Below are 13,907 nucleotides of genomic sequence, written 5' to 3'. Positions count from 1 at the left end.
TCCCCTCGCTTCAACTCCCCATAACTAAAGGCTCAAACCGTTAGTGCTATCAGTTTGAGAGCAGTGCCATCTTTCTCAATATTTCAAGAAATTTCGAAAAACAGGATGAGCGGGCAGGAACTATGCCTTCAGACACCGCTCATACCACCGGTAACGATTCTCAACGAGGTTGTAGGAGATGACTTACACGGACTCACGAGGAACTAATCAAGTTGCAACATTGATTTGACCAACGAGTCACAAACTTGAACTAAAGGGTAAACAAACGGAGATAAGGCACCTCAACTATCCCCTAACGAGCCAAGGAACAGCTGGCCTTCAAGGCCCCCGAAAACAACTGGAGAGCCCGTACTACGTGGCATCCAGCCATCCACAGGAACGCGGATGGTTTTTCTCGAGGGACCTGCAGCAGGAGCCGCCGGCAACATTCAAGGGCAAGTCAAAACAACATGGATCGGTTGCGCACAACTTGAGTGCATTTATTTAGTCACTCGGAACTTAGTCTGCCTGCACACGGTACTACAGCGTACTTCGCTGGACTTCCGAGTGCGCAACAACAGCTGGCAAACATTAACTCCGGCCATCTAATGGCGTGAATAACACAGAGGTAAATGCGATGCGCATCAGCATATTTGGTTTGGGTTACGTCGGTGCAGTATGTGCCGGTTGCCTGTCCGCACGGGGCCATGAAGTGGTTGGCGTAGATATCTCCAAAGACAAGATCGACCTGATCAACGCCGGCAAGTCGCCGATCGTCGAACCGGGCCTGGGCGAACTTCTGGCGCAAGGAATCCAGACCGCTCGTCTGCGTGGCACCACCAACTTCGCCGAGGCCATTCGCGATACCGACCTGTCGATGATCTGCGTCGGTACCCCGAGCAAGAAGAACGGCGACCTGGAACTGGACTACATCGAATCGGTGTGCCGCGAGATCGGTTTCGTCCTGCGCGACAAGGCCACCCGCCACACCATCGTGGTGCGCAGCACCGTGCTGCCGGGCACCGTGAAGAACGTGGTGATCCCGATCCTCGAAGACTGCTCGGGCAAGAAGGCCGGGGTGGATTTCGGCGTCGCGGTGAACCCCGAGTTCCTGCGTGAAAGCACCGCGATCAAGGACTACGACTTCCCGCCCATGACCGTGATCGGCCAGTTCGACCAGGCCTCCGGTGATGTGCTGCAAGCGCTGTACGAAGAGCTCGATGCACCGATCATCCGCAAGGACATCGAAGTCGCCGAGATGATCAAGTACACCTGCAACGTCTGGCACGCCACCAAGGTCACCTTCGCCAACGAGATCGGCAACATCGCCAAGGCGGTGGGCGTGGACGGCCGTGAAGTGATGGACGTGGTCTGCCAGGACAAGACCCTCAACCTGTCCCAGTACTACATGCGCCCGGGCTTCGCCTTCGGCGGATCGTGCCTGCCCAAGGACGTGCGCGCCCTGACCTACCGCGCCGGCTCCCTGGACATTGAGGCGCCCCTGCTCAACTCGCTGATGCGCAGCAATGAATCCCAGGTGCAGAACGCCTTCGACATCGTTTCCAGCCATGACAAGCGCAAGGTCGCCCTGCTGGGCCTGAGCTTCAAGGCCGGCACCGACGACCTGCGCGAGAGCCCGCTGGTGGAACTGGCGGAAATGCTCATCGGCAAGGGCTTCGACCTGAGCATCTACGACAGCAACGTCGAGTACGCCCGGGTTCACGGCGCCAACAAGGACTACATCGAGTCGAAGATCCCCCACGTTTCGTCCCTGCTCAACTCGGACTTCGACGCGGTAATCGGCAACTCCGACGTGATCATTCTCGGCAACCGCGACGAGAAGTTCCGCGCCCTGGCCGAAGACGTGCCCCACGGCAAGCAGGTCATCGACCTGGTGGGCTTCATGTCCAAGGCTACCTGCAGCAAAGGCCGTACCGAAGGGATCTGCTGGTAAGGGTTCGCCAGCCAGCCGGCTCCTACCCCATCCCCGTAGGAGCTGGCTGGCCAGCGATCTGGCCCTCCCAGATCTCCATGCCTGCCTTAACCCCCCTCGGGCCACCCCACAGGCTCGCCCGAGACCTTGATGGACGCAGATTATGCACAGGCTAAAGCACGGCCTGCTTCAGGCCGCCGGTTGGCTGTTCTACTTGAGTTTGCTGATGGGCATGGCCTTGTTGCTGCCCGCCTCGACCTTCGACTCACAGTCCAAGGACTTCATTTTCCTGATTGGCGCCGTGGGCATCTGGCGCTACTCGATGGGTGCCACGCACTTCGTGCGCGGCATGCTGTTTCTCTACGTGGTCTACCCGCACCTGCGGCGCAAGGTGCGCAAGCTCGGCAGCGCGGCGGACCCGTCCCATGTGTACCTGATGGTCACCAGCTTCCGGATCGACGCGCTGACCACCGCCCAGGTCTACGGCTCGGTCATCCGTGAAGCCATCGACTGCGGCTTCCCCACCACCGTGGTCTGCTCGATCGTGGAAATGTCCGACGAGCTGTTGGTGAAAAGCCTGTGGGCGCGGATGAACCCGCCGGAGCGGGTCAAGCTGGACTTCGTGCGCATCCCCGGCACCGGCAAGCGTGATGGCCTGGCCTTCGGCTTTCGTGCCATCTCCCGCCACCTGCCGGACAGCCGCGCCGTGGTAGCGGTGATCGACGGTGACACCGTGCTCGGCGAAGGCGTGGTACGCAAGACCGTGCCCTGGTTCCAGCTGTTCGGCAATGTCGGCGGCCTGACCACCAACGAATTCTGCGAAGTGCGCGGCGGCTACATCATGAGCGAATGGCACAAGCTGCGCTTCGCCCAGCGCCACATCAACATGTGCTCCATGGCCCTGTCCAAGCGCGTGCTGACCATGACCGGGCGCATGTCGGTGTTTCGCGCCACCGTGGTCACCGACCCGGACTTCATCGCCGACGTGGAAAGCGACTCCCTGCAGCACTGGCGCCTGGGCCGCTTCAAGTTCCTTACCGGCGACGACAAGTCCAGCTGGTTCAGCCTGATGCGCCTGGGCTACGACACCTTCTACGTGCCTGACGCGGCAATCAACACCGTGGAGCACCCGCCGGAGAAGAGCTTCATCAAGGCCAGCCGCAAGCTGATGTTCCGCTGGTACGGCAACAACCTGCGGCAGAACTCCCGGGCCCTCGGCCTGGGCATGAAACGCCTGGGGCTGTTCACCAGCGTGGTGCTGTTCGACCAGCGCGTATCGATGTGGACCTCGCTGCTGGGCCTGACCGTGGCGATCATCGCCAGCTTCAAGTACGGCACTGCCTTCATCCTGGCCTACCTGCTGTGGATCGGCATTACCCGCCTGATCCTGACCCTGCTGCTGTCCTGCTCGGGGCACCGCATCGGCCCGGCCTACCCCTTGATTCTCTATTACAACCAGATCGTCGGCGCGCTGGTGAAGATCTACGTGTTCTTCCGCCTCGACCAGCAATCCTGGACCCGCCAGGACACCAAGCTGACCCGCGACCTGGCCAGTTTTCAACGTTGGTTCAACACCTGGTCGTCTCGGACCATGACCTTCTCGGCCGGCAGCGTGTTCGTCGCTGTCCTGCTGCTGATGGTCTGAACCGCCTTGCCTGAATTAACTAGGAAATCGACTCTATGAACACCGCCGTGAACGTCAATGTAGTGCATGAATCCGAAGCCCAACGCCAGCACGCCCGGGTCAAGATCCCGGCCAAGCTGCGCTTCTTCGGAACCGAGGCCAAGCCTCTTGAAGTGCGGGTCCACGACCTCTCCGCCGGCGGCCTGAGCTTCAACGCCGGGCAGCAGATGCTGACCGTGGGCGAAGTGCACAAGGGCCGCCTGCAATTTGTCATCGACAACCTCGGCCTGGCCATGGACGTCGAGCTGCAGGTCCGCTCCTTCGATCGCCAGAGCGGCCGCGTCGGTTGCCAGTTCCAGAACCTCGAACCCCAGGACATCTCCACCCTGCGCCACCTGATCACCTCGCACCTGGCCGGCGACATCGTCAGCATGGGCGACGTGCTCGCCACCCTGCAGCGGGACAACTTCACCAAGGCGCGCAAGAACAAGGACAGCGGCAGCGGCATGACTCCGCTGGGGCGCCTGCGGGCGGTGACCTTCAGCGCCGGGATCTTCATCGTCGGCCTTGCCGCCTTCGGTTTCATCCTCAAGTCGGTGTACGGCATGTACTTCGTCAGCCACGCCGAGGCCGGCCTGGTCAACGTTCCGGGGATGAACGTCACCATGCCGCGCGACGGCACCGTGCAGAGCCTGGTGCAGACCGATGGCAGCGTTGCCAAAGGCGCGCCCCTGGCCAGCTTCAGCACCAGCATGCTGGACGTGCTCAAGGGCCACCTGGACGAGAACCAGCTGCAACCGGCCAAGGTCGAGGAACTGTTCGGCAAGCAGATGACCGGCACCCTGACCTCCCCCTGCGACTGCACCGTGGCCCAGCAACTGGTGGCCGACGGGCAGTACGCCAGCAAGGGCGACGTGATCTTCCAGCTGGTGCCGCGCAATAGCCTGGCCAATGTCGAGGCGCGGTTCTCCTACCGCCAGTTCGGCGACGTGCGCCCGGGCACCAAGGTCAACTTCCAGATCGCCGGCGAGGATGAAGTGCGCACCGGCACCATCGTCAGCAGCGCCAGCCTCAACAGCAACGACCTGTCCTCCGACATCCGCGTACAGATCAAGCCCGACGCGCCCCTGAGCAGCGCCTTCGCCGGCCGCCCGGTGGAAGTCAGCAGCGACCGTGGCCCGTCGATGAACTGGCTGATCGACAAAGCCATGGCTGCGGGTCTGTAACCATGAGAGTGCCTACCCAGCTCCCTGTAGCCGCTGCCGCAGGCTGCGCCCGGCCGCGCAGCGGACGCCATCCGGCCGACTCGATGCTCCCCGACAACCAGCACGAGCGCTTCGCGCTCGATCGCAGCCTGCGGCAGCGGCTACAGGGTTCGGTATTGCCTTTGGTCGCGGCGCTGGCCCTGGCCGGTTGCGCCGGCCTGCCGGACCAGCGCCTGGCCAACGAGGCCCTGAAGCGCGGCGACACCGCCCTGGCCCAGCAGAACTACCGCCAACTGGCAGACCTGGGCTACAGCGAAGCGCAAGTGGGCCTGGCCGACATTCAGGTGGAAAGCCGCGACCCGGCGCAGATCAAGCAGGCCGAGGCCACCTACCGCGCCGCGGCCGACACCTCGCCCCGTGCCCAGGCGCGCCTGGGGCGCCTGCTGGTGGCCAAGCCCGGCTCCAGCGAGGCCGAGCAGCACGAAGCCGAAGGCCTGCTGAAGAAAGCCTTCGCCAATGGCGAAGGCAACACCCTGATCCCCCTGGCGATGCTGTACCTGCAATACCCCCACAGCTTCCCCAACGTCGACGCCCAGCAGCAGATCAGCCAATGGCGCGCCGCCGGCTATCCGGAAGCCGGTCTGGCCCAGGTCCTGCTGTACCGCACCCAGGGCACCTACGACCAGCACCTGGACCAGGTGGAAAGCATCTGCAAGGCCGCCCTCGACAGCACCGACATCTGCTACGTCGAGCTGGCCACCGTCTACCAGAAACGCGGCCAGCCAGAACAGCAGGCCGAGCTGATCAAGCGACTGCAGGCCGGCTACAGCCGTGGCACGGTCAGTGCCCAGCGAGTCGACAGCGTGGCCCGCGTGCTGGGCGATGCCAGTCTTGGCAAGCCGGACGAAAAGACCGCCCAGGCCTTGCTGGAGCAGGTCGCCCCCGGCTACCCGGCCTCCTGGGTCAGCCTGGCGCAACTGCTCTACGACTTCCCCGAGCTGGGTGACGTCGACAAGATGATGGAATACCTGGAGAACGGCCGCGCCGCCGACCAGCCCCGGGCCGAACTGCTGCTGGGCAAGCTCTACTACGAAGGCAAGTGGGTGCCGGCGGACGCCAAGGTGGCCGAGGCGCACTTCCAGAAAGCCGTGGGCCGCGAAGTCGCCGCCGACTACTACCTGGGGCAGATCTACCGCCGTGGCTATCTGGGCCAGGTGTACCCGCAAAAAGCCCTGGACCACCTACTGACGGCTGCCCGCAACGGCCAGAACAGCGCCGACTTCGCCATTGCCCAGCTGTTTTCCCAGGGCCGCGGCACCGCGCCCAACCCGGTCAACGCCTACGTCTTCAGCCAGCTGGCCAAGGCCCAGGACACCCCACAGGCCAACGAACTGGCCCAGCAGCTGGATCAACAACTGCCCCCCGGCCAGCGCGCCGAAGCCCAGCGCCTGCTGCAACAGGAGCAGGCGGCGCGCGGTGCCCTGACCCAGAACACGCTGCAACTGCACGCGCTGCAGGAAGAAGACGGCGAGGAATCCCTATGAAGTCCATCCCATTCAACACCGCCCCTGTAGCCGCTGCCGCAGGCTGCGACCAAGCGCGAAGCGCTCGCCACACCGGCCCTCGCGAATCGCGGCCGCTGCGCGAACGGGCACACCCCGCCTTCACCACCACAGGCAAGCGCTTGTGCCTGTCGAAACTGGGCATGGCCCTGGGTTTTGCCATGATCTGGTCCAACCCGACCCTGGCGGCCATCACCGACACCAAGAACTTCGGCCTGGAAGTGAAGATCACCGGCCAGTCCGAGGACGATCGCGACCTGGGCACCCAGGGCGGTGGCGACGTCAACGGCATCGGCCTCGACCTGCGGCCCTGGGTCTATGGCGAAAGCGGCAACTGGAGCGCCTACGCCATGGGCCAGGCAGTGACCGCAAGCGACGTGATCGAAACCGACACCCTGCAACAGTCCGGCGACGACGCCAGCCAGCAGTCCAGCAACGATGACCGCAAGACCAAGAAGAACTACCTGGCCATGCGCGAGTTCTGGGTCGGCTACAGCGGCTTCACCGCCTACCCCGGCGAGCAGTTGAAGTTCGGCCGCCAGCGCCTGCGCAACGATGACGGGCAATGGCGCGACACCAACATCGAGGCGCTGAACTGGACCTTCGACACCACCCTGCTGCGGGCCAACCTGGGGGCCGCCGAGCGCTTCAGCGAATACCGCACCGACCTCAAGGAGCTGGCGCCCAAGGACAAGGACCGCCTGCACCTGTACGCCGACGCCGCCTACCAGTGGACGCCCGGCCAGTGGGTGGGCATCCGCGCCCACCATACCCACGACGACGGCAAGCTCGACTATGCCCAGCCCGGCGTGGCCAGCGACCCGCTGGACAAGAAGGAAAACGGCGACCTGACCTGGCTCGGCCTGGAAGCCAACAGCGACGCCTTTAACTGGCGCAACACCAATACCGTCAACTACTGGGCCAGCCTCACCGGCATGCGCGGCGACCGCGATACGGTCAACCCGCTGAACGCCGATGGCAGCCGCCCGACCCAAGCCAAGCGCGGGGACAACCTCAACGGCTGGGCCACCGACCTGGGCGTGCGCCTGCGCCTTGACCCGAACTGGCAAGTGGGCGCGGCCTATGCCCGGGCCAGCGCCGAGTACGAACAGAACGGCCTGCAAAGCAACCGCTCCAACTACACCGGTACTCGCTCCCGGGTGCACCGCTTCGGCGAAGCCTTCCGGGGCGAAATGAACAACACCCAGAGCGCCACCCTGTTCGGTTCCTGGCAACTGCGCGAGGACTACGACGCCAGCCTGGTCTACCACAAGTTCTGGCGTGTGGACGGCAACAAACCGGTGGGCAGCAACGGCATCAACGCAGTGGACAACAACTACGACGACACCACCGGCGCCCTGCTCAGCAGCACCTCGCTGCCGCTCATGGATGGCAAGAAGGACCTCGGCCAGGAGATGGACCTAGTGGTCACCAAGTACTTCAAGCAAGGCCTGTTGCCCGCGGCCCTGAGCCAGTCGATCGATGAACCTTCGGCCCTGGTGCGTTTGCGCGGTGGCGTGTTCAAGCCCGGCGACGCCTACGGCAAAGAGGTCGACTCCTACATGCACCGCGCCTTTATCGACGTGATCTGGCGCTTCTGATGCAAGCCGCTAAAGGAGTGCCCGACATGCCTACTCAAACTCTCCAGAGCCCGTTGTCCAGAGGCTCCCTGAGCCTCCTGGCCGGCGCCCTGCTGCTGGCCAGCAGCAGCGCCTTCGCCACTGCCGAGACGGCCAAGGCGCCGATCATCGCCAAGGAGCTGCAACAGGCCAAGACCTACACCGTCAGCAGTGCTCCCACCGAGCCCCTGGCCCTGGCCAAGCCGACCCTGCCCGACCTCTCCGGCTACACCGCCGAGGCGGCCGCGGCGAAGATCGTGCGCAGCAAGCCGGGCAAGATCAGCGTGCGCCGGATGATGCAGGAAAACGCCCTGAAGGACTTTATCGGCGGTGACAACAAGATGGCCGAATGGGTGGTGCGCCAGCACGGCATACCCCAGGCGATCTTCATCGACGACGGCTACGTCAACCTCAAGGAACTGGTGGGCAAGCTGCCCAAGCAGTACATCAGCGAAACCGCGCCCGGGGTCTACCTGGCCCGCCTGCCCATCGTCGTCGGCCGCCACGGCATCCTGGAAATCGACAAACAGACCCAGGAGCTGCGCCTGTCCCAGGAAGGCGGCTCGTTCCTGGTCAACGATGGCCAGCTGTTCGTGCGTGACACCAAGGTCACGGGCTGGCGCGAGAAGGACAACGGCCCGGCGACCTTCCGGTCGCCCAAGGAATTCCGCCCGTTCCTGCTGGCCTGGGGCGGCACCGAGACTTACATCGTCAACAGCACGATGGCCAGCTTCGGCTACGCCAACTCCAAGTCCTACGGGGTGAGTATTTCCCAGTACACGCCGAACATGGCCAAGGTCCTCAAGCGCCCCGAGCCCACCGGCTGGATCGTCGGCTCGACGTTCTCGGACATGTGGTACGGCTTCTACTGCTACGAGACCCGGGACTTCGTGCTCAAGGGCAACACCTACAAGGACAACATCGTCTACGGCATCGACCCCCACGACCGTTCCCATGGCCTGATCATTGCCGACAACACCGTCCACGGCACCAAGAAGAAGCACGGCATCATCATTTCCCGGGAAGTGAACGACAGCTTCATCTTCAACAACCGCAGCTACGACAACCACCTCTCCGGGCTGGTGATCGACCGTAACAGCGTCAACAACCTGATCGCCTACAACGAGATCTACCGCAACCACACCGACGGCATCACCCTCTACGAGAGTGCCGACAACCTGATCTACGGCAACAAGGTGATCAGCAACCGCCGCCACGGCATCCGCATTCGCAACAGCGTGAACATCCGCCTGTACGAAAACATCGCCATGGCCAACGGCCTGACCGGGGTCTACGGCCACATCAAGGACCTTTCCGACACCGACCGCGACATCAAGCTCGACCCGTTCGACGCCCAGGTCTCGCTGATCGTGGTCGGCGGCGAGCTGGCCGCCAACGGCAGCGGGCCGATGTCCATCGACTCCCCCTTGAGCGTGGAGCTGTACCGGGTCTCCATGCTGGCGCCGACCAAAAGCAGCGGCATCAGCTTCTCCGGGGTCCTGGGCGACCGCCAGGATGAAATTCTCGACCTGCTGGTGCGCCAGCAGAAAGCCGTGTTGATCGACCCCGTCGAACGCCAGACCGAATTGCGGGATTGAGGATGACTTTCATGCACCCACACTGGATCAAACTCCTGGGCCTGTCGGCCCTGACCGCGGGGATTCTCGCCGCCAGCGCCGGCGCCCGTGCCGACGAAACCAGCGCCACGAGCGCCGCGCCGAACTTCAAGGCCGAGCCGTGCTGCAACCTGTGCCCGGCCGCCCACGACGCAAAGAACTACGTGACCCGCTACCAGCAGAACTTCACCACCCTGGTGCAAGCCCAGGGCGACTGGTTGTTCCGTACCCAGGAAGATTTGCGCACCGAGTTCAACACCACTCCCGAAGGCTACCGCCGCCTCAAGCAGTTGCACGAAGCCTTCAAGAGCAAGGGCGTGGAACTGGTGGTGGTCTATCAGCCGACCCGCGGCCTGGTGAACCGCAACAAGCTCAACCCGGCGGAGAAAGCCCGTTTCGACTATGACAAGGCGCTGAGCAACTACAAGGCCATGCTCGGACGCTTCGCGCAGATGGGCTACGTGGTGCCGGACCTCTCGCCGCTGACCAACGAACAACTGCCCGATACCCTGCCGGCCCACGACTTCTACTTCCGCGGCGACCAGCACTGGACCCCTTATGGCGCCCAGCGCACGGCGAAGATCGTCGCCGACAAGGTCAAGCAGTTGCCGGCCTTTGCCGACATTCCACGGCGTGAATTCGAAACCCACAAGTCCGGGCGCATGGGCAAGACCGGCACCCTGCACAACATGGCCGGCCAGTTGTGCGGCACCAGCTACGCCATCCAGTACATGGACCAGTTCACCACCGAGCCCAAGGGCGAGGCTGGCGACGGCGACCTGTTCGGCGACTCCGGCAACCCGCAGATCACCCTCGTGGGCACCAGCCACAGTGGCAAGAACTACAACTTCGCCGGCTTCCTGGAAGAGGCCATCGGTGCCGACATCCTCAACGTCGCCTTCCCCGGCGGCGGCCTGGAAGGCTCGATGCTGCAGTACCTGGGCAGCGACGAGTTCCAGAAGAGCCCGCCGAAGATCCTCATCTGGGAATTCTCGCCGTTGTACCGCCTGGACCAGGAAACCATCTACCGGCAGATGATGGCCCTGTTGGACAACGGCTGCGAGGGCAAGGACGCGCAGATGACCGGCAGCACCACCCTCAAGCCCGGCAAGAACGAATTGCTGGTCAACAGCAAGAACATGGACCTGCGCAACAGCGGTCATCAGGTCGACATCCGCTTCGCCGACACCTCGGTGAAAACCCTGCAAGCCACCCTCTGGTACATGAACGGGCGCCACGAGGACATCAAGATCGAAAAACCGGAAACGTCCGACACCGACGGGCGCTTCGCCTTCGAACTGCGCACCGACGAAGACTGGGCCTCGCAGAACCTGCTGGCGGTCGAGATCCAGGGCCCGGAAGCGGGCACTGCGGGGCAGAAGGTCGAAGCGAAAATTTGCAAACGCAACGTATTCCCGAGCGCCGAGCAACGCACCGCGCAGATCGGGCAATGAGGTTACCTATGCAAAGCACAGACTTGAAACGCTTGTTGATACCCAGCCTGCTGGGGCTGGCCATCGTCACCGGCAGCGCCCAGGCCGCCGCGCCGCTGCGCCCGCCCCAGGGCTATTACGCCCCGGTGGACAAGTTCAAGAGCGGCGACAACAGCGAGGGCTGCGACGCCATGCCGGCGCCCTACACCGGCGCCCTGCAGTTTCGCAGCAAGTACGAAGGCTCGGACAAGGCCCGGGCGACCCTCAACGTGCAGTCCGAACAGGCCTTTCGCGACACCACCGCGGACATCACCAAGATCGAGCGCGGTACCAGCAAGCGGGTCATGCAGTTCATGCGCGACGGCCGCCCTGAACAGCTGGACTGCACCCTCGCCTGGCTCAGCGCCTGGGCCCAGGCCGATGCGCTGATGTCCAAGGACTTCAACCACACCGGCAAGTCCATGCGCAAATGGGCCCTGGGCAGCATGGCCTCGGCCTACCTGCGGCTGAAGTTCTCCGACTCCCACCCCCTGGCCACCCACCAGGAACAGGCACAGAAGATCGAGGCCTGGTTCAGCAAGATGGCCGACCAGGTGGTCAGCGACTGGGACAACCTGCCCCTGGACAAGACCAACAACCACTCCTACTGGGCCGCCTGGTCGGTGATGGCCACCGCCGTGGCCACCAACCGCCGCGACCTGTTCGACTGGGCGGTCAAGGAATACAAGGTCGGCGCCAACCAGGTCGATGCCGACGGCTTCTTGCCCAACGAACTCAAGCGCCAGCAGCGGGCCCTGGCCTACCACAACTACGCCCTGCCGCCGCTGGCAATGATCGCCAGCTTCGCCCAGGTCAACGGCGTCGACCTGCGCCAGGAGAACAACAGCGCCCTCAAGCGCCTGGGCGAGCGGGTGCTGGCCGGGGTCAAGAACCCGGACACCTTCGAGAAGAAAAACGGCAAGCAGCAGGACATGACCGACCTCAAGGTCGACTCGAAATTCGCCTGGCTGGAACCCTACTGCAGCCTCTACACCTGCGCCCCGGAGACATTGGAGCGCAAGCACAAGATGCAGCCGTTCAAGACTTTCCGCCTGGGTGGCGACCTGACCAAGGTCTACGACCCGGCCCATGAAAAGGGCAGCACAAACCCGTAGCACCTGAACCTGTAGCCGCTGCCGAGGTACGAGGCTGCGACGCGGTCCGCAGGACCGCCCCCAGGGGCCGCTTCGCAGCCCATCGCAGCCTCGTGCCTCGGCAGCGGCTACAGAGAGCGTCATGAATGCAGTACGCCTCCCACGTTTTTTCAGTGGGGGGTTTGGGGGGGCTCCGGCCTCTGACTATTGGTTAAACATGGAGAGATCGGGATGGTTTTCTCATCCAATGTGTTCCTGTTCCTGTTCCTGCCGATCTTTCTCGGCTTGTACTACTTGAGCGGGCAACGCTATCGCAACTTGCTGCTGCTGATCGCCAGCTATGTGTTCTATGCCTGGTGGCGCGTGGACTTCCTGGCGCTGTTCGCCGGGGTCACCCTGTGGAACTACTGGATCGGCCTGAAAGTCGGCGCCGCCGGTGTCAGGACCAAACCCGCCCAGCGCTGGCTGCTGCTGGGGGTGGCGGTGGACCTGTGCATCCTCGGCTACTTCAAGTACGCCAACTTCGGCGTCGACAGCATCAACGCCATCATGACCTCCATGGGGCTTGAGCCGTTCATCCTGACCCACGTGCTGCTGCCGATCGGCATCTCGTTCTACATCTTCGAGTCCATCAGCTACATCATCGACGTCTACCGCGGCGACACCCCGGCCACCCGCAACCTGATCGACTTCGCGGCGTTCGTGGCGATCTTCCCGCACCTGATCGCCGGCCCCGTGCTGCGCTTTCGTGACCTGGCGGACCAGTTCAACAACCGCACCCACACCCTGGACAAGTTCTCCGAAGGCTGCACGCGGTTCATGCAGGGCTTCATCAAGAAAGTGTTCATCGCCGACACCCTGGCGGTGGTCGCCGACCACTGCTTCGCCCTGCACAACCCCACCACGGGCGATGCCTGGCTCGGCGCCCTGGCCTACACCGCGCAGCTGTACTTCGACTTCTCCGGCTACAGCGACATGGCCATCGGCCTGGGCTTGATGATGGGTTTTCGCTTCATGGAAAACTTCAAGCAGCCCTACATCAGCCAGTCGATCACCGAGTTCTGGCGGCGCTGGCACATCAGCCTCTCTACCTGGCTGCGCGACTACCTGTACATCACCCTGGGCGGCAACCGCAAAGGCACCCTGATCACCTACCGCAACCTGTTCCTGACCATGCTCCTGGGCGGCCTGTGGCACGGCGCCAACTTCACCTACATCGTCTGGGGCGCCTGGCACGGCATGTGGCTGGCCATCGAAAAGGCCCTGGGCATCAATACCACGCCGCGCAGCCTGAACCCGGTGCGCTGGGCCCTGACCTTCCTGCTGGTGGTGATGGGCTGGGTGATCTTCCGCGCCGAGAACCTGCACGTAGCAGGCCGCATGTACGGCGCGATGTTCAGCTTTGGCGACTGGTCGCTGTCGGAACTCAACCGCGCCAGCCTCACCGGCCTGCAAGTGGCGACCCTGATCCTGGCCTACGCCACCCTGGCGTTCTTCGGCCTGCGTGACCTGTACCGCAACCCGGCGCCGGTCAAGGCCAAGCCCGAGGTCACTACCGCCGCCGACGGCCCGGCCAGCGCCCAGCCCGGCCTGATCAAGGCGGTGCCCGGGGACAACCCCGGCAGCATTCACCAGCCGGGCTACATCGTCGGCACCGAGGCCCAGGTACAGCCGGCCTACTGGACTGCCGACTGGTCGCGCTACGCCATGCGCGCCCTGGTGCTGCTGCTGTTCATTGCCTCGATTCTCAAACTCTCGGCGCAAAGCTTCTCGCCGTTCCTTTACTTCCAGTTCTGAGGGATC

General features: G+C 63.6%; 9 protein-coding genes. All 9 read left to right on the top strand.

Annotated features, from left to right (window positions below; translation table 11 throughout):
- Window positions 1-616 precede the first annotated feature (616 nt).
- The 9 genes from AC07R1_RS26690 to AC07R1_RS26650 all read left to right on the top strand — a co-directional run bounded on the left by AC07R1_RS26690 (window position 617) and on the right by AC07R1_RS26650 (window position 13,901).
- Complete coding sequence (locus AC07R1_RS26690; protein WP_011059377.1) at window positions 617-1,933, top strand: nucleotide sugar dehydrogenase; 1,317 nt, start codon at window positions 617-619, stop codon at window positions 1,931-1,933.
- A 142-nt stretch (window positions 1,934-2,075) separates the two neighbouring features.
- Window positions 2,076-3,557 carry a mannuronan synthase gene (gene alg8 / locus AC07R1_RS26685; RefSeq protein WP_072451220.1) on the top strand — a complete coding sequence of 494 codons (1,482 nt, stop codon included), beginning with the start codon at window positions 2,076-2,078 and terminating at the stop codon, window positions 3,555-3,557.
- A gap of 35 nt (window positions 3,558-3,592) precedes the next feature.
- Window positions 3,593-4,762 (top strand): alginate biosynthesis protein Alg44, encoded by a 1,170-nt coding sequence (locus AC07R1_RS26680; RefSeq protein WP_011059375.1) that lies wholly within the window; start codon window positions 3,593-3,595, stop codon window positions 4,760-4,762.
- Between the two features lie 83 nt (window positions 4,763-4,845).
- On the top strand, window positions 4,846-6,285 hold the full coding sequence (gene algK, locus AC07R1_RS26675; RefSeq protein ID WP_495111118.1) for an alginate biosynthesis TPR repeat lipoprotein AlgK: 1,440 nt from the start codon (window positions 4,846-4,848) through the stop codon (window positions 6,283-6,285).
- A 161-nt stretch (window positions 6,286-6,446) separates the two neighbouring features.
- Window positions 6,447-7,904 carry an alginate export family protein gene (locus AC07R1_RS26670; protein ID WP_036996876.1) on the top strand — a complete coding sequence of 486 codons (1,458 nt, stop codon included), beginning with the start codon at window positions 6,447-6,449 and terminating at the stop codon, window positions 7,902-7,904.
- A gap of 26 nt (window positions 7,905-7,930) precedes the next feature.
- On the top strand, window positions 7,931-9,520 hold the full coding sequence (algG, locus tag AC07R1_RS26665) for a mannuronan 5-epimerase AlgG (RefSeq protein WP_123397678.1): 1,590 nt from the start codon (window positions 7,931-7,933) through the stop codon (window positions 9,518-9,520).
- Window positions 9,521-9,531: 11 nt separating this feature from the next.
- On the top strand, window positions 9,532-10,992 hold the full coding sequence (locus tag AC07R1_RS26660; RefSeq protein WP_011059371.1) for an alginate O-acetyltransferase: 1,461 nt from the start codon (window positions 9,532-9,534) through the stop codon (window positions 10,990-10,992).
- Between the two features lie 8 nt (window positions 10,993-11,000).
- Window positions 11,001-12,125 (top strand): mannuronate-specific alginate lyase, encoded by a 1,125-nt coding sequence (locus tag AC07R1_RS26655; protein ID WP_492617710.1) that lies wholly within the window; start codon window positions 11,001-11,003, stop codon window positions 12,123-12,125.
- Window positions 12,126-12,335: 210 nt separating this feature from the next.
- Complete coding sequence (locus AC07R1_RS26650) at window positions 12,336-13,901, top strand: MBOAT family O-acyltransferase (RefSeq protein WP_053149125.1); 1,566 nt, start codon at window positions 12,336-12,338, stop codon at window positions 13,899-13,901.
- The last annotated feature ends 6 nt before the right edge of the window (window positions 13,902-13,907 follow it).

This window comes from Pseudomonas sp. GW821-FHT07F01, assembly GCF_059418825.1.
This window is presented reverse-complemented; position numbering and strand designations above follow the sequence as displayed.